The sequence below is a fragment of the Acinetobacter sp. YH1901141 genome (assembly GCF_013416935.1).
Classification (GTDB): domain Bacteria; phylum Pseudomonadota; class Gammaproteobacteria; order Pseudomonadales; family Moraxellaceae; genus Acinetobacter; species Acinetobacter towneri.
In genome coordinates this window covers 60,881-77,690 of record NZ_VPEY01000010.1, presented here as the reverse complement: position 1 = coordinate 77,690, position 16,810 = coordinate 60,881, and the positions used below count along the sequence as shown (strand labels likewise).

General features: G+C 43.9%; 14 protein-coding genes. 13 read left to right on the top strand and 1 reads right to left on the bottom strand.

The features are described 5' to 3' along the window. The first annotated feature begins 10 nt into the window (after nucleotides 1-10). The 6 genes from ftsL to FTV52_RS07565 all read left to right on the top strand — a co-directional run bounded on the left by ftsL (nucleotide 11) and on the right by FTV52_RS07565 (nucleotide 7,093). Complete coding sequence (gene ftsL, locus FTV52_RS07590) at nucleotides 11-340, top strand: cell division protein FtsL (protein ID WP_373683414.1); 330 nt, start codon at nucleotides 11-13, stop codon at nucleotides 338-340. A 12-nt stretch (nucleotides 341-352) separates the two neighbouring features. Further along, nucleotides 353-2,176, top strand: a complete 1,824-nt coding sequence (ftsI, locus tag FTV52_RS07585; protein WP_179990459.1) for a penicillin-binding protein PBP3 — start codon at nucleotides 353-355, stop codon at nucleotides 2,174-2,176. A 10-nt stretch (nucleotides 2,177-2,186) separates the two neighbouring features. After that, nucleotides 2,187-3,680 (top strand): UDP-N-acetylmuramoyl-L-alanyl-D-glutamate--2,6-diaminopimelate ligase, encoded by a 1,494-nt coding sequence (locus FTV52_RS07580; RefSeq protein WP_004974444.1) that lies wholly within the window; start codon nucleotides 2,187-2,189, stop codon nucleotides 3,678-3,680. A 9-nt stretch (nucleotides 3,681-3,689) separates the two neighbouring features. Then, nucleotides 3,690-5,099: a UDP-N-acetylmuramoyl-tripeptide--D-alanyl-D-alanine ligase gene (gene murF / locus FTV52_RS07575; RefSeq protein WP_179990457.1), complete on the top strand. Its 1,410-nt coding sequence runs from the start codon at nucleotides 3,690-3,692 to the stop codon at nucleotides 5,097-5,099. Beyond that, complete coding sequence (gene mraY / locus FTV52_RS07570; protein WP_004974448.1) at nucleotides 5,100-6,218, top strand: phospho-N-acetylmuramoyl-pentapeptide-transferase; 1,119 nt, start codon at nucleotides 5,100-5,102, stop codon at nucleotides 6,216-6,218. Nucleotides 6,219-6,289: 71 nt separating this feature from the next. After that, nucleotides 6,290-7,093: a putative RNA methyltransferase gene (locus FTV52_RS07565; RefSeq protein ID WP_179990455.1), complete on the top strand. Its 804-nt coding sequence runs from the start codon at nucleotides 6,290-6,292 to the stop codon at nucleotides 7,091-7,093. A gap of 123 nt (nucleotides 7,094-7,216) precedes the next feature. Here FTV52_RS07565 and ponA read toward each other — a convergent pair whose 3' ends face one another. Further along, nucleotides 7,217-9,769, bottom strand: coding sequence for a penicillin-binding protein PBP1a (ponA, locus tag FTV52_RS07560; protein ID WP_179990453.1), 2,553 nt, complete (start codon nucleotides 9,767-9,769; stop codon nucleotides 7,217-7,219). A gap of 169 nt (nucleotides 9,770-9,938) precedes the next feature. Here ponA and FTV52_RS07555 point away from each other — a divergent pair, with 169 nt between their 5' ends. The 7 genes from FTV52_RS07555 to aroB are packed head-to-tail and all read left to right on the top strand — an operon-like array spanning nucleotide 9,939 to nucleotide 16,810. Then, nucleotides 9,939-10,997, top strand: coding sequence for a pilus assembly protein PilM (locus FTV52_RS07555; RefSeq protein ID WP_179990451.1), 1,059 nt, complete (start codon nucleotides 9,939-9,941; stop codon nucleotides 10,995-10,997). Beyond that, complete coding sequence (locus FTV52_RS07550; protein ID WP_004974461.1) at nucleotides 10,997-11,632, top strand: PilN domain-containing protein; 636 nt, start codon at nucleotides 10,997-10,999, stop codon at nucleotides 11,630-11,632. Before FTV52_RS07555 ends, FTV52_RS07550 begins: the two co-directional genes overlap by 1 nt. Next, entirely contained in the window at nucleotides 11,629-12,399 is a 771-nt protein-coding gene (locus FTV52_RS07545) for a type 4a pilus biogenesis protein PilO (protein WP_179990449.1), read from the top strand. The genes FTV52_RS07550 and FTV52_RS07545 overlap by 4 nt, the downstream gene beginning before the upstream one ends. Continuing rightward, on the top strand, nucleotides 12,396-12,920 hold the full coding sequence (locus tag FTV52_RS07540) for a pilus assembly protein PilP (protein ID WP_104852650.1): 525 nt from the start codon (nucleotides 12,396-12,398) through the stop codon (nucleotides 12,918-12,920). Before FTV52_RS07545 ends, FTV52_RS07540 begins: the two co-directional genes overlap by 4 nt. A gap of 60 nt (nucleotides 12,921-12,980) precedes the next feature. After that, nucleotides 12,981-15,131 (top strand): type IV pilus secretin PilQ, encoded by a 2,151-nt coding sequence (locus FTV52_RS07535; protein WP_171501118.1) that lies wholly within the window; start codon nucleotides 12,981-12,983, stop codon nucleotides 15,129-15,131. Between the two features lie 37 nt (nucleotides 15,132-15,168). Then, a complete protein-coding gene (aroK, locus tag FTV52_RS07530; protein ID WP_178319363.1) occupies nucleotides 15,169-15,711 on the top strand; it encodes a shikimate kinase AroK in 543 nt (180 codons plus the stop codon). Between the two features lie 19 nt (nucleotides 15,712-15,730). Further along, nucleotides 15,731-16,810 carry a 3-dehydroquinate synthase gene (gene aroB, locus FTV52_RS07525; RefSeq protein WP_179990447.1) on the top strand — a complete coding sequence of 360 codons (1,080 nt, stop codon included), beginning with the start codon at nucleotides 15,731-15,733 and terminating at the stop codon, nucleotides 16,808-16,810.

Sequence of the window (16,810 nt, the reverse complement as noted above, 5' to 3'; positions counted from 1 at the left end):
AAGGCCAATAATGAAAACTGAAAGCGTTGAAAAAAATCAATCTCAAGTGCGACTGAAAAAAATGGTCGCCTATTTTATTTTATTGGCGCTGGTGTTTATCAGCGCGATTATGGTGGTGTTTCAAGTGTTTGAATATCGCCATGATTATCGTGAGCTGAGTTCTTATATGCGCGAGCGAGATGACTTAAATGCCGAATGGGGACGTTTGTTAATTGAACAGCAGACCTTTGGTGCAACTGCACAAATTGGCACCCGTGCGGTGACGCAACTGCGTATGTATTCACCGCCTGCACCGCAAACAGTGGTGATTTCTTTGCCGACAACCTCAGAACAACAATAAGGCGAGTTGCACATGGTCGATACGCGTAAAAAGCAAACCCGAAAGAAACAGCAATCGGTAACTGGAAAAAATGCCATTCATGTAGAAATGTGGCGTTTTTACTTAATGTGGGCTGTGGTACTGCTGGTGTTCGTGGCACTGGTGGGACGTGCTTTTTATGTGCAAATTGTGAACCATGACTTTTTACAAAACAAAGCCAATGCCAATATTTTAAGAACAGAAAAGCTCAAAGCTATGCGCGGGGTGATTTATGATCGCCACGGTGTGCCTTTGGCAATTAGTACTCCTGTAATGAAAGTGGTGATTGATCCACGTGATTATTTTGACAATAAAAAACTGTTTGAAGAAATTACAGCCGAGTTGGAAAAAAATCCGACCGGTCGTAAATTGCAGCGTCAATTGCCAGATAAAAACTTGAATTTAGATGAACTTGCCGATGCAGTTGGGATGGATCGCCAAGAACTGAAAAATAAAATGAACGAGCGTCCGCGTTCACGTTATTTGGTTTTACAAAAAGAAGTGCCGCCGCAACAGGCAGAGCTGATTCTAAAACGTAATTTCCAAGGGGTATATACCGAGAAAAACTATAAGCGTTATTACCCGCAGCCACAGCCGAATGCACAAATTATTGGTTTGACCAATAGTGAAGGCACAGGCATTGAAGGCTTGGAAATGCAGCTAAATACCCGCTTGGCAGGCGTGGATGGCGAACAGCAAATCGTGCGCGATAAAAAGGGTAACCGTGTCAAAGACCCAGAAGTGGTGAGAGAGGTTGAACCAGGCGAAAATATTACCCTGAGTATCGACTCACGTTTGCAATACATTATGTATCGTGAATTGACTGCAGCAGGGGTGGCAAATAATGCCCGTTCAGCCACAGCAATTGCGGTAGATGTGAAAACGGGTGAAATTTTGGCGATGACCAGTTGGCCGTCGTATAACCCGAATGACAAAAAAAGTTTGTCCAATAAAGATGCCATGCGTAACCGTGGTGCGGTGGATTCTTTTGAACCGGGTTCGACCATGAAGCCTATGACGGTGGCAATGGCACTAGAAAGTGGCAAATATTCACCGAATACCGTGGTCAATTTAAGTGGTGGTTCAATGCGGGTGGGTAATCATACCATTCGTGATACTCACAATTATGGCTCACTGACTTTGGCGGGAATCATCCAAAAATCGTCAAACGTGGGTGTGGCGAAAATTGCCTTATCTTTACCGTATGCGACCTTGCCGACTTTTTATAAGCGTTTAGGGTTTGGTGCGCGTTCTGCAGTGAAATTTCCGGGTGAAAGTGCAGGTTTAATTTTGCCGCCAAGCAAGTGGAATGTGTCGGAAGTGGCGACCATGTCTTATGGTTATGGTTTGAACGCCACTGTGCTGCAATTGGCAGATGCCTATGCCATGCTTGCCAATAAAGGCGTAAAAATGCCGCTGAGTTTATACAAATTAGAAGAACAGCCTAAAGGCGAACAAATTGTTGATGCTAAAATTGCCGATCAAGTTCTACTGATGATGGAAGCCGTAACGTTACCCGGTGGTACGGCACGTCAAGCCAATATTCCAGGCTATCGGGTTGCAGGTAAAACGGGAACAGCGCATAAACTTCGTGCAGACCGCAAAGGCTATTCACAGACTGAATATCGTGCCTTGTTTGCTGGGGTTGCGCCAGTCAGTGATCCGCGTTTAGCCATGGTGGTCGTGGTGGAAAATCCAACAGGACAGTATTATGGTGGTTTGGTGGCAGCGCCTGTATTTGCTCGTGTGATGCAAGAATCTTTACGTTTAATGAACGTACCTTTAGATAAACCTTTAGAAACTCCCAACATCCAATAACAGGTGACGCATGTCTATCAGCTTTCAAAATATTTATCGCAGTTCCCGCGTTGCAGATTGGATGATACAAGACTTTCAGGGCTTTCAACTTGACAGCCGCCATGTGACAGCAGGGCAAATTTTTATTGCCCTGACCAGTTTGTCGCAGCCTGAAAAAACCGCACAATTTGCACAAGCAGCTTTAGATCAAGGTGCTTTGGCGGTGATTTCGGAAACTGAACTGGCAGTTGCCAATAATTTGGTGGTGCCAGATGTGCGTCAGCGCATGGGACAGTGGCAAAAACAATATTTACAAGCACGACAGCCTGTACCTTTAGCGCGTATGCTTGCAGTCACGGGCACCAATGGTAAAACCACGATTTCCCGCTTAATTGCTGAGTTGTTAATGTTACAAGCCCAACGCTGTGCGGTAATGGGCACCACAGGCAACGGAATTTTGCCTAATTTGGAAGCTTCAACACATACCACTTTAGATGCCTTACAACTGCAAAATGCTTTATACAGCTATGCACAACAGGGGGCAAAATTTGCCGCAATTGAAGCCAGTTCACATGGTTTGGAGCAAGGGCGCTTAAATGGCTGCGATATTGAAATTGCGGTATATAGCAACCTGAGCCGTGATCATTTGGATTATCACGGTACTTTAGAGGCGTATGCTGCAGCCAAAGCCATGCTGTTTCAGTTTGCCAGTTTAAAAGTTGCAATTGTCAATTTAGATGATGAATATGCTGGGATCATGTTGCAAGCGGCGCAACAGAACCCTGCGCAACCGAAAATTTTGACTTATTCCACGCAGCAAGCGGCAGACTATCAAGTACAGCAGATTGAATACAGTCTGAATGGTGTACGTTTCCATCTACAAACTGCTACGGCAGAATATGTGGTGCAAAGTCCGTTGCTCGGACATTTTAATGTTGAAAACTTGGTCGCGAGTTTAATCGCAGCAGAGCAAGCAGGTTTTGCATTACAGGATTTAATACACACGACTGCACAACTCAAAGGCGCACCGGGGCGTATGCAAGTGTTGCGTGATGCAGAGCGTTTATTTGTGGTGGATTATGCACACACGCCAGATGCCCTAATTCAAGTGTTGCAAACCTTAAAACGCCATGTTAGCGCACAGCTTTGGGCGGTGTTTGGCTGCGGTGGAGATCGGGATCGTGGTAAACGCCCACTGATGACCCAAGCGGCATTGGACTATGCCAATGTTGTGCTTTTGACTTCTGATAACCCGCGTACAGAAGATCCTTTGCAAATTTTTGCCGATATGCAGACAGGTGTCGATTTGTCGGTGGCACAGAGCCATGAAATTCATGATCGTCGTGAAGCGATTAAATATGCAGTCAAACATGCACAGTCAGGCGATATTGTCTTGATTGCAGGCAAAGGTCATGAAAACTATCAAGAAATAGATGGGGTAAGACACTGGTTTGACGATGTGGTTGAAGTGCAATCTGCGATAGATGCACAGCATTGTTCACCTTCTGCTTATCCTGCCCAATAAGGAATTTGTATGCACACTTCCACCACCAGTACCGCAATTTTAGAACCTTGGACTGCCGAACAACTCAAACAGGCAACACAGGGTTATTGGTTCAATGGGCAAGCACCGCAAGGCGAGATTAAACGTATTTTAACCGATTCACGCCATGCTGAAGCAGGCGATGCCTTTTTGGCTTTAAAAGGTGAGCGTTTTGATGCGCATGATTTTGTGGCACAAGTAGCGACTCAGGGCTGTTCTATGGCAATTGTCAGCCAGCCTGTAGACGCAGATATTTGCCAATTGGTCGTGCCTGATACCCGTTTAGCTTTAGGACACTTGGGCGCATTTCGTCGTCAGCAACATCCTCAATTAAAAGTGATTGCGTTAACAGGCAGTAGCGGTAAAACCACCACTAAAGAAATGCTCGGTAGTATTTTGTCACGTTTGGCACCGACTTTAATTACCCGTGGCAACCTGAATAATGACTTGGGTGTGCCGATGATGTTGTTGGAGTTGAATGCAAGCCATCAATATGCAGTGATGGAATTAGGCGCCAGTCATCAAGGTGAAATCGATTACACCTCAAACTTGGTGCAGCCGCAGGTGGCAGGCATTATCAATATTGGTACTGCGCATTTGGGTGAGTTTGGTGGACGTGAGGGCATTTGTCGGGCTAAGTCTGAAATTTATGCACATATTGCCCCACAAGGCACGGCCATTGTCCCTGCTGCCGATGATTTTGCCGAACAGATTCAGCAAGCGGTTCAGTCGGAACATCGTCTAAGTTTTGGTGCAGGCGGTGATGTGTTTGCGACAGACATTCAGTTGCAGCCACAATCGGCAAGTTTTTGTTTAAATACTGCCCAAGGTGTGCGTCAGATTCACTTGCCATTCGCGGGTGAACACAATGTACAAAATGCTATGGCTGCTGCTGCTTTTGCACTGGCAATTGGTGTGAGTTTAGATGATATTGTCGCAGGCTTGGAACAGGCACAGGGGGCAAAAGGCCGTTTGAACTTTATTCAGCAAGGCACACATTTATTCATTGATGACACCTATAATGCCAATCCAACCTCTATGCGTGCTGCAGGTGAAGTCCTTGCACAGCAAACAGGTGTGCGAGTTATGGTAATTGGTGATATTGGTGAGCTGGGCAATAGCGCAGCACAACAGCACTATATGTTGGGGCGTGATTTGGTGTCTATTCGTGGCATCAACTTTGTGGTGGCAGTCGGTGAATTTGCACCTGCGACCCAAGAAGGTGCGCGCAGTACCCAATATGGAAAAAAATTACAGGCTTTTGTCACTCAAGAACAAGCCTTGCCGTTTTTAATTGATCTGGTAAAAACACATCAACCTCAGTCCATGAGTTTCCTATTTAAAGGTTCTCGTTATACCCATATGGAAACGTTGATGGCTGCATTGATGGAGAAAATTTAAATGCTGTTATGGTTATTTGAGCAGCTGGCGGGCTATAATAGCTCGTTTCAGGTGGTTCGTTATTTAACATTACGTTCATTACTGAGTGTATTGACTGCGCTTGGCATCGGTTTGGTGCTAGGCCCTGTGATGATTCGTAAACTGCAAGCATTAAAATACGGTCAGGCAGTCAGCTCTTATGCACCTGAAGGGCATGCCAAAAAAATGGGTACGCCAACCATGGGCGGGGTATTAATCCTGCTTTCCATTGGTATTTCGACCCTATTATGGGCAGATTTATCTAACCCTTACGTCTGGATTGTACTGGCGGTCATGGTCATTTTTGGCGCTGTAGGCTGGGCAGATGATTGGATTAAAATTCGCTACAAAGACAATGCGGGTTTGCCTGCGCGTAAAAAATTCTTCTGGACTTCGGTAGCATCATTGGGTGCGGGTATTGCGTTGTATGTGATTGCAACCCAACAGCCAAATCCTGCACAAACCGCAGATATGCTGGATGTGTTGATTCCATTCTTTAAAGATTTCAGCATTCCATTGTCGTCGATTCCACTCGGTATTGGCTTCATTATCTTTACCTATTTGGTAATTAACGGTGCCTCAAATGCGGTGAACCTAACTGATGGTTTAGATGGCTTGGCAATTATGCCAATCGTGTTGGTTGCGGCAGGTTTGGGCGTCTTTGCCTACTTGGCGGGGGATGTTCGTTTTGCTGATTATTTGCATATCCCTTATGTGAAATATGCGTCTGAGTTGGTGGTAATCTGTGCCGCGATGATTGGAGCAGGCTTAGCCTTCCTGTGGTATAACGCGCATCCTGCACAAGTCTTTATGGGCGATGTCGGCGCATTGTCTTTGGGGGCAATGCTGGGTACGATTGCCGTGATGGTACGTCAGGAAATCGTGTTTGCGATTATGGGTGGGGTGTTTGTAGTTGAAGCAATTTCGGTATTTCTGCAAATTGGTTCACTACGTATGCGCAATAAACGGGTATTCTTAATGGCGCCGTTGCATCACCACTATGAAAAGAAAGGCTGGCGTGAAACTCAAGTGGTGATTCGTTTCTGGATTATCACAATTATGCTGGTGGTTTTAGGTTTAATGACTTTAAAATTACGTTAAGCCTATCCAACCGAAAATTTTAAAAGTCGGCACTCGCCGACTTTTTTATGTGGTTCACTCTGGAGAAAATGATGAATTTGCTGATGTGTCCTGTGTGTCGTCAGGTATTGCAACTGCATGATCGAACGTGGCGTTGTGCCAGCAATCACAGCTATGATGTTGCGAAACAAGGCTACGTCAATTTACATGTGGTGCAGCATAAGCACAGTAAAAATCCAGGGGATACACCTGCTTCAGTGCAGGCACGTCGTGCATTTTTAAGTGCAGGGCATTATGCGCCCTTGCAACAGGCGGTGGTGCAAAAAATTCGTGCCTTACGCATCGAAAATTTGTTGGATATTGGCTGTGGTGAAGGCTATTACACCGCAGCCATGCAAGGCGAAGTGTTGCAGTGTGTCGGGGTGGATATTGCCAAGAATGCCGTACAAGTAGCGGCAAAATTGAATTCCGCAGTGACTTGGGTGGTGGGGACAGGAGCAACCTTGCCTGTTTTGGAGCATTGTATTGATTTATGTGCCAGTCTGTTTAGCCCAATTCCACAACAGGAAATTTTACGGGTTTTAAAACCACTAGGTTATTTGTTGGTGGTGACGCCTGCGCCTGAGCATTTATTGGCGATGCGTCAAGCGTTGTTCGAAGAGGTAAAGCCACATGAACCCGAAAAATTTATCACCCAATTACAAACTACTTTTGATTTGATTGATGCCAGCGTGGTGGAAACACCATTACAGCTCAATCAAAGCGATTTAATTCATTTAATTGCTATGACACCTTATGCCTATAAAGCCAAAGCAGAGCGCCGTCAGGCATTGGAACAACAAACCCAATTTGATGTGACAGCACAGCATCAAATTTATCTGTTTCAGAAAAAGTAAGTTTGAGTGCTTCTGTCAAACTCATACTTTTGAAAAACTGACTGTCAGTAAAGTTTAAGTTGTACCCATAAAAAAGCCCTTATTTTTGTAAATGAGGGCTTTTTTCTGACTGCTTATCTGCGGTTATAAGACTTCATCAATTAAGTTTTCTAAAGCATCGGGAGCAGGTTTAGGTGCTGCATTTGGTTTGGCAGGGCTGTTGTTTGGCGCGTGCATGGCAGGCGGTGCAGCGTTTTCAGGAATTAATACCTCATCGCCTGGTAAATCGTCAAAATCTCGCTCAGGCGCACGTGCTGGCGCAACAGGTGCAGGTCGATACAGTGGACGTGCCAATGGCGGTGAAGCACGATAATCCTGCTTCTGTTCTGCATTCATTTGATTGAGTTCACGTTGTGGCGCTTTGGCTTTGCTGTCTAAACTGACCCATGCTTCAGGTGTGCCTTTAAGTGCATTGCCCATAAAGTCTGTCCAAATTGGCAGCGCTGCAACCCCCCCATATTCACGACGTCCTAAAGTTGTTGGTTGGTCAAAGCCCACCCAAGCCACAGTCACCAGTTTGCCGTTGAAACCTGCGAACCAAGCGTCTTTTGCATCGTTGGTGGTTCCTGTTTTACCGCCAATATCACCACGACCAATTCTGAGCGCAGCACGTCCAGTACCATGTTGAATTACGTCACGTAAAATATTGGACATATCATACGCCGAGCTAGATTTTAAAATACGTTGTGCCTGTTTGTACTGACTACGCTCTGCCAATAAGTTCGGATATTGTTCAGCTTGTGCCAGTTTTTTATTGGTCACTTCAATCACTTCATCATCTGGTGTAGTGGCTTCGGCACTTTCAAGCGTTTGTTCTTTGGCATTAATACAAGCAATACACGCATATTCAGGATTAGCTTGATAAATCACTTTGCCATAAGCATCTTCAATACGGTTAATGAAGTGCGGTTGGATACGGTAACCCCCATTGGCAAAAGTGGCATAGCCCGTGGCCATTTGAATAGGAAGAACTTGTGGCGTACCCAATGCAATAGTGTAGTTACGTGGAATCTGATCTTCCTGTAATCCAAAATCCATGAACAGTTGGCGGGTACGCTCAATTCCCACATTTTGCAATAAACGCACCGAAACCGTGTTACGAGATAAATACAGCGCACGACGCAATGGAATCATACCTAAATGACGACCATCGGAGTTACGTGGCGTCCATTTGCCAATGGTGATTGGACTGTCATTGACCATGGTGTGTGGCGTCATACCACGCTCTAAAGCCAGTGCATACACAAAAGGTTTAATGGTAGAACCCGGTTGACGCCAACCTTGTAAAGTACGGTTGAACTTAGATTGATAGAAGTTATAGCCACCAACCAACGCTTCAATGGCGCCATTATTCGGGTTAATTGCCACCAATTGACCTTGTACTTTTGGGACTTGTACCAATGACCAAGCGGTTTTATTTTCATTTGGACGTAAACGGACAATATCTTTGACTTTTACAATCTGTGCCGCACGACTTGGCGCATTGCCTACACTATTGGCGTTGCGATAGGGACGCGCCCAAGACATGCCTGACCACGGTACAGTAACCGTTGTGCCATCTTGCATTAACGCTTCAAAAGAATTATTCAGCACTTTGCTGACTTGCGCAGGGTAGGTGTTGGCATAAGCACGAAACTCATTCAGTGGTTTGTCGTGTGCCTCTGCACCACGCCAGCCGTGGCGACGGTCATAGGCTTCTAAGCCTTCTTGTACCGCCTGTTCTGCATACATCTGACGTTTGCTGTCTACCGTGGTGTAAACTTTATAGCCCGAATCAACCGCTTGTTCGCCAAATTTACTGACCAGTTCAGCACGCACCATTTCACCAATATACGGATGTTTATTGCTGATGCTGCGGTCTGGCATATCTAAATTAATCGGTTCAGCAATGGCTTTTTGGTATTCATTTTGGTTGATATAGCCCAGTTGCAGCATACGTCCCAAAATCCAGTTGCGACGCTCCAAAGCACGCTCAGGATTCACCACTGGATTGTAGCGTGAAGGTGCTTTAGGTAAGCCTGCAATCATCGCCATTTGTGCAATTGTCAGCTCTTCTAAGCTTTTGTTGTAATAAATTTTGGCAGCTGCCGCGATGCCATAGGCATTTTTACCCAAAAAGATTTTATTGACGTATAAAGTCAAAATTTCTTCTTTGCTCAGGTTCTGTTCAATTTTACGCGCTAAAAAGATTTCGGTGAGTTTACGCTTTAAAGTACGATCAGGGCTGAGATAATAGTTTTTTGCCACTTGCATGGTAATGGTTGAGCCGCCAGTTTGCACATTGGAGCCTGTTACCGCCTCGCTCAACGCGCGCCCTAAGCCTTTGAAGCTAATCCCACTGTGTTCAAAAAAGGCAGAATCTTCTGCAGCTAAGAATGCAAAAATGAATTTTTCAGGAATATGTTCATAATCGACAGGCACAGAAAGCTTGCCGCCATACTCGGCAATTAGCTCATTATCGGCACTATAAACCTGCAATGGTTTTAATAATGGCGCTTTTTTTAAGGTGGTCATTTCTGGCAAAGATGGGGCAATATAGAGATACATGCCATAGAAACCCATCGGTATTGCGACCAAAATTATAATTATGATCAAAAAAAATGGATGAACACGACCCGAACAAGATAGCTTTTTCATAACAAGTGCGTTTTAATAAGCGCTAATAGCAAACTAATTGCTGGTCAGTATAGCGAGTAGATTTACGGATTGTTAGATGAATTATTGTATCCGTAAAAAATTATAGACCAGCGCAGATTAGTAGGTTAAATTTTTTTGGGGATAAAAAAATAATAGGAATGGTACTATTGTGCGTAGGTTATATCGTAAGCCAAGTAAGGGGTTAATAGGTGTAGATATTAGTTCTACTTCTGTTAAGTTATTAGAACTCTCTGTTAAGAATGGTAGATACTGGGTCGAGAGCTATGCGCTGGTCCCACTTCCAGAAGGCAGTGTGGTTGAAAAAAACATTCTCAATCCAGAAGCAGTCGGGGATGCGCTTGAACGTGCATTGAACTTAGCAAACACGCAATCTACATCTGCAGCCTTAGCAATTCCAACATCAATGGTGATTACCAAAATCATTGAAATGGATGCAGATATGACTAGCGATGAGCGTGAAGTTCAAATTCGTATGGACGCCGAGCAATATATTCCATTCCCATTAGATGAAGTCATCCTAGACTTTGAAGTCCAACCAGACCGTTTAGCCAATCCAAACCGAGTCAATGTGTTACTGGTGGCCACCCGTTTAGAAAACGTAGAAGCACGAGTAGAAGCATTGGAGTTGGGCGGCTTGACAGCCAAAATTGCCGATGTCGAAAGTTTTGCCATCGAAAATGCCTTTAAAGTGTTCTCCGATACCCTGCCAATGGGTGTGAACACCATTGGTATTTTAGACATTGGTCACACCATGACCACATTGTCGGTTCTGCAAAATAACAAAATTATTTACACGCGTGAGCAAACCTTCGGCGGTAAACAGCTGACTCAAGAAATTCAAAACCGTTATGGTTTATCGTATGAAGAAGCGGGTCGTGCCAAAAAGAGCCGTACCTTGCCAGATGACTACGATGTAGAGGTGCTCGAACCGTTCTTAGAAGCGGTGGTACAACAAGCCGCACGTTCATTGCAGTTCTTTTTCTCATCTTCACAATTTAACGAAATTGATCACATTTTATTGGCAGGGGGGAATGCCAATATTCCAGGTCTTGCGAAATTATTGCAGCAAAAACTGGGCTACCGTGTGACCATTGCCAATCCATTCTTGCAAATGGGCTTCTCTCCACAAATCGACATTAAAAGAATTGAAAGTGATGCGCCGTCATTGATGGTGGCATGTGGTTTAGCAATGAGGAGTTTTGATTAATGGCAAAGATTAACTTACTCCCTTGGCGCGATGAGCTAAGAGAAAAACGTAAAAAAGAATTTATTGTATTTTGTATTGCAGCGGCTGCTGTTGGGGTGTTATTGGTGGCTTTGGCGTGGTTCTTCTACAACGCGAAGTTACAAGATCAAGAACAAGCCAATCAATTGGTGATCAGTACCAACCAAAACCTAGATGTACAATTAAAATCTTTAGAAGGCTTGCAAGAACAGCGTAATGCTATTGTTGAGCGCATGAAGCTTATTCAGGGCTTACAAAGTCAGCGTCCAATTGCCGTGCGTTTGGTGGATGAATTGGTGCGTGTGACACCAAGCAATATGTACTTAACCAAAGTGAGCCGTACAGGCAATAAATTCACTTTTGAAGGCAAGGCTGAAAGTCCAAATACTGTGGCTGAATTCTTGCGTAATTTGGAAGCATCGCCGTGGTATCGCAATGCATTTATGAATTCATTCTTAGCCAAAGAAGAAAATAAAGATAAAGCACCAAGCTCTGTGGTTCCTCGTGTAGAGGAAAGTTACGGTACTTTTGTAGTAACTTCAGATTTAGAAGAAATTGCAATTCCAGTAACACCAACAGAATCTAATTCAACATCAGCAGCGGGGGCAGCACAATGAGTCTCGATGAATTTGATGAAGTAAATCAGGATGCTGCTGTTGCTCCGAAAAAGAAAATGACAGTTGAAAAGTTTTTTCAACAGTTCAATACCCTAGATCCTAACAATTATGGTTCTTGGCCACTTTCGGTCAAAATTACCTGCTGGATTTTTATTATTTTCCTGATTCTAGCTTTAGGTTACTTTGTCGTAATCAAGCCAAAGTTAGATGCCATTGCAGCAGCACATACACAAGAACAAAACTTGTTAAATGAGTTTCGCGAAAAAGATTCTAAATTACGTAATTTGCAGCAATACCAAGCGCAATTACAAGAAATGGAAGCGAACTTTAACCAACAACTTGAACAATTGCCAAAAGAAACTGAAATTCCAGGTTTAGTTGAAGATATTAACGTGACAGGCGTGAATTCAGGTTTGAAGTTTAAAAACATTCGTTTAGAGAACGAAATTAAACAAGAGTTCTTTATTGAACAGCCAATTTCAATTGAAGCGACAGGCGATTATCATGCCTTTGGTTCATTCGTAAGCGGTACAGCAGCATTGCCACGTATTGTGACCATGCACGACTTTGAAATTGTGGCGACTGAAAATAAAGACAAGAAAACCGATATTCCGCAAGTGACCTATAAAGCACAAGCAAAAACTTATCGTTATGTGGGCAGTGCAGATGCGCAAACTACAATGGAAAGCGGTGCAACCGATACTGCTGCGAATAGCGAGAAGAGTAATAAAAGAGTAAATAATACTGCGAAAAGGGGTAAAAAATGAAAATTGAAAAGCTTTCGTTAGCCCTGTTGGCAACTGTATTAATGGTTGGTTGTGATTCGCGTATTGATGCGGTAAATGCACAAATGGCTGAAATTCGTAATCAGCCACCACTACCCATTGAACCTGCACCTGTGTTTGAGCCTGCACCAACCTTTAACTATGCAGCACACCAGCTCAAAAGCCCATTTATGCCAAGTTCATTGGCGGCAGAGCTTAAAATTATGGCAGGGAAGCGCGTTTATCCGAACCTTGCTCGCCAGTTACAACCACTGGAAAATTACGCACTTGAGTCACTGACTATGAAAGGCAGTATGCGTCAAAATGGTCAAATTTTGGCATTGATTCAAACACCTGATGGTGAAATTGAGCGTATCCAGCGTGGTAGCTATATGGGGGTAAATCATGGTCGTGTGGTGAATATTACACCTACACAAATTGATTTAATCGAAATTATTCCAGATGGTCGTGAAGGTTATGTAGAACGTCCAAGAAGTTTAGTTTTAATTGGGCCTGCGCCATAAATTAAAGGAATAAAAATGAATAACAGTGTGAAAGATTTTATTTTTGGGGATGGTAATACAATGAACAATTTGTTCCGTCAGTTTTCAATAGGCGCAGTCGCAATGGCAGTGATGCAAGTTGCCAATGCCCAAGTCAGCATTACCAACATCGTACCCATGCAAATTCCGGGACAGGGCACCGAAATTCGTGTCATGTTTAATGGTTTGCCACCTCAACCTGCTGCATATCAGCTGGAACAACCTTCCCGCCTGATTTTAGATTTTGACAAAGCGCAACAAACGCTGAAGCAAAACAGCGTTGCAGTCGCGACCAAAGAAGCCAGCTCTGTAGAGGTAAGCTCAGATGCACAGCGTTCACGTTTAACTGTGAACTTGGCCGATGCGGGTGCATTTACCACGCGTGTTGAAGGCAACACCTTTATTTTAAAAATTAACTCAACTACGGCAACGCCTATGGCTGCCGTGACTGCTCAACGTAGCGCACAAGGCGTATCCAATATTGGTTTCCAGCGTGGCGGTGAAGGCGAAGGTCAGGTGGTGATTGATCTACTCGGTAGCAATACGCCTGTAGATGTGCAGCAGCAAGGCAGCAAAATTGTGGTGCGTACTTTAGGCAATAAAGTACCAACACATTTGGCACGCCGTTTAAATGTAAATGATTTTGCAACACCTGTGTCGACCATTGATGCACATAATGATGGCAGCAATGGCGTGATTACCATTCAGGCTGCGGGCAGCTATGAATATATGGCATATCAGGCAGAAGACAAGCTAACCATCAGCTTAAAACGCCCTGTCGATAAAAACCCGTTTAAACCGCGTGCAGCGCAAAGCTATACAGGCAAAAAGATTTCACTGGATTTCCAAGACATCGAAGTGCGTCGTGTATTGCAGTTATTGGCTGATTTTACAGGCATTAACATGGTGGCAGCAGACACCGTGCAAGGCAACATTACCTTACGCTTAAAAGATGTACCTTGGGATCAGGCGTTAGACATTATCCTGAAAACCAAAAACTTAGATAAGCGTCGTAATGGCAACGTGATCTGGATTGCGCCTGTTTCTGAATTGATTAAAGCCGAAGAAGAAGAAGCCAAAGCGATTGCACAAAGTGTCAAACTGGCGCCACTACAAACTGAATATATTCAATTGAACTATGCCAAAGCGGCAGATATTGAAAAGTTGATTACTGAAGGGCGTAACTCGAAAAATAGTAGTAATACATCTAATAGTAACAATAATGCAAATAATACAGTAGATCCGCTTGGTGATAGTGTTGGTAGTTTGCTTAGCCCAAGAGGAACAGTATCGGTAGACCCACGGACCAATACCTTAATCATTAACGATACTTCAGCAAAAATTGATCAGATTCGTCAAATGATTGATTTGCTGGATGTGTCTGTGAAGCAAGTGATGATTGAAGCGCGCATTGTTCGTGCAACCACAGATTTCACCAAGGAAATGGGGGTGAAGTGGGGCATCTTGTCACAAGGGATTACCAATAATAATCACTTGTTGGTGGGTGGAAGTGATACAACTCTTTGGGATTTGCGTACACCAGAATATAAGCAAGAAGCAGGTGTAGGAACTTGGAAGTATGAAATTGAGCGTCCACAAAACTTGAATGTCGATTTAGGTGTAACTGCTGAAGGTGCGAGTCGTATTGCATTTGGTTTGATTAGTTTGTCTGACTTTATGCTAGATTTGGAATTGTCTGCTCTGCAAGCAGATGGCTATGGTGAAGTGATTTCAACACCAAAAGTTCTGACTGCAGATAAACAAAAGGCTAAAGTTGCATCAGGGCAACAAATTCCATATCGATCGACTGGTGATAATGGTCAGGCAACGACTGAATTTAAAGATGCATTATTGAGCTTAGAAGTAACCCCGAGTATTACTCCTGATGGTAGAGTTCAGATGAATTTGGATGTAAATAGTGATTCACCTGGTCAAGTTACTCCAGATGGTAATATTGCGATTAATAAAAACTTCGTGAACACTAATGTCTTGGTAGATAATGGTGAAACTGTGGTCTTGGGGGGGATTTTTGAGCAACAAACTGCCAATGCACAAACCAAGGTTCCATTCTTGGGCGATATTCCTTATATCGGACGTTTATTCCGTAAAGATATCAAGTCGGACAACAAACGTGAGTTGCTGATTTTTGTTACACCACGAATTGTTAATGACAGTGTTTCAAGAAATCATTAATATATTTTCAATTTAAACAAAATTTATAGGTGACTCCTTGCTAAGCAAAGAGTTTGACACCCTACCAAATATCTATTTGGTAGGGCCGATGGGGGCAGGCAAGACCACTGTAGGACGCCATTTGGCGGAATTGTTAGGGCGTGAATTTCTAGACAGTGATCATGAAATTGAACGCAAAACTGGCGCTACGATTCCTTGGATCTTTGAAAAAGAAGGCGAACAAGGGTTTCGTAGTCGTGAAACAGCGGTCATTGATGAGTTAACCACACGGCATAAACTTGTACTTGCTACAGGTGGTGGTGCGGTGACTCAAGCCCCGAATCGAGACTTCTTAAAACAACGTGGTATTGTTGTTTATCTATATACCCCTGTCGAAATTCAACTTCAGCGAACCTATCGCGACAAAAACCGCCCTTTACTTCAAGTCGAAAATCCCGAACAACGACTACGTGATTTGCTTGCAATACGTGATCCGTTGTATCGTGAGGTAGCACATTATATTATTGAAACCAATCAGGGTGCTGCGCGAGATTTGGCGCAAAAAATCTTAAATACGATTGTTTCAGAGCAAATATCTTAGGTAGAAAGCGACTCTTTTCATGCAAACTTTACATGTTGAACTCGGCGATCGCCGTTATCCCATTTTCATAGGCAGTGACCTTCAACCCAAAGACTTATTGGCTCCTTATATTAAGGGGCAGCAAGTGATGATTGTCACCAACACCACAGTTGCACCCTTGTATTTGAGTCATTATGTGACTGCCGTTGAAGCACTTGGAAAGAAAGTGGCAACATGTATTTTGCCTGATGGGGAAAAATACAAAGATATCCAGCATTTGACCCTTATTTTTGATGCGCTGTTGGAAGCAGGCTTTAACCGTGATTGCACCGTGTTGGCTTTAGGCGGTGGCGTGATTGGAGATATGGCAGGTTTTGCTTCGGCAAGCTTTCAGCGTGGGGTGTACTTCGTTCAAGTACCAACTACTTTACTGTCACAAGTTGATTCCAGTGTCGGTGGCAAAACAGGGATTAATCATCCACTTGGTAAAAACATGATTGGTGCATTTCAGCAGCCCCAAGTGGTGCTGGCCGATATGTCGCAACTGAATACTTTACCTGAGCGTGAGTTGTCTGCAGGCCTAGCCGAAGTCATTAAATATGCGCTTTTGGGTGATGTCGAGTTTCTAGAATGGCTTGAAACGCACATGGAAGCATTAGTGGCGCGTGATCCTGCTGTACTGGCAGAAGCGGTATATCGTTCATGTGCACATAAAGCGCGTATTGTTGCCAATGATGAAAAAGAGCAAGGTGAACGCGCTTTATTGAATCTTGGGCATACTTTTGGGCACGCAATTGAATCTTATTTGGGTTATGGTGAATGGTTACACGGTGAAGCTGTTGCGACAGGGATGGTAATGGCAGCCGATTTATCACAGCGTATGGGCTGGATTTCTGCCGAAGATGTAGAGCGTACAAAAAATATCATTTCTCGCGCCAATTTACCGATAGTATGTCCGCAAATTCCACTGGATCAGTTTTTGGCTTATATGGCACACGATAAAAAAGTGCTGAATGGTCAATTACGTTTGGTGCTCATGAAGCAATTGGGTCAAGCCATCATCACCAAAGAGTTTGACTTAGAATTGATGAAACAGGCGATTTTAGCCAATCAAGCATAA

Bases quoted from the DNA above. Each gene is read 5' to 3' on its own strand.
- ftsL (WP_373683414.1), top strand. From the start codon at position 11: ATGAAAACTGAAAGCGTTGAAAAAAATCAATCTCAAGTGCGACTGAAA.
- ftsI (WP_179990459.1), top strand. From the start codon at position 353: ATGGTCGATACGCGTAAAAAGCAAACCCGAAAGAAACAGCAATCGGTA.
- FTV52_RS07580 (WP_004974444.1), top strand. From the start codon at position 2,187: ATGTCTATCAGCTTTCAAAATATTTATCGCAGTTCCCGCGTTGCAGAT.
- murF (WP_179990457.1), top strand. From the start codon at position 3,690: ATGCACACTTCCACCACCAGTACCGCAATTTTAGAACCTTGGACTGCC.
- mraY (WP_004974448.1), top strand. From the start codon at position 5,100: ATGCTGTTATGGTTATTTGAGCAGCTGGCGGGCTATAATAGCTCGTTT.
- FTV52_RS07565 (WP_179990455.1), top strand. From the start codon at position 6,290: ATGAATTTGCTGATGTGTCCTGTGTGTCGTCAGGTATTGCAACTGCAT.
- ponA (WP_179990453.1), bottom strand. From the start codon at position 9,769: ATGAAAAAGCTATCTTGTTCGGGTCGTGTTCATCCATTTTTTTTGATC.
- FTV52_RS07550 (WP_004974461.1), top strand. From the start codon at position 10,997: ATGGCAAAGATTAACTTACTCCCTTGGCGCGATGAGCTAAGAGAAAAA.
- FTV52_RS07545 (WP_179990449.1), top strand. From the start codon at position 11,629: ATGAGTCTCGATGAATTTGATGAAGTAAATCAGGATGCTGCTGTTGCT.
- FTV52_RS07540 (WP_104852650.1), top strand. From the start codon at position 12,396: ATGAAAATTGAAAAGCTTTCGTTAGCCCTGTTGGCAACTGTATTAATG.
- FTV52_RS07535 (WP_171501118.1), top strand. From the start codon at position 12,981: ATGAACAATTTGTTCCGTCAGTTTTCAATAGGCGCAGTCGCAATGGCA.
- aroB (WP_179990447.1), top strand. From the start codon at position 15,731: ATGCAAACTTTACATGTTGAACTCGGCGATCGCCGTTATCCCATTTTC.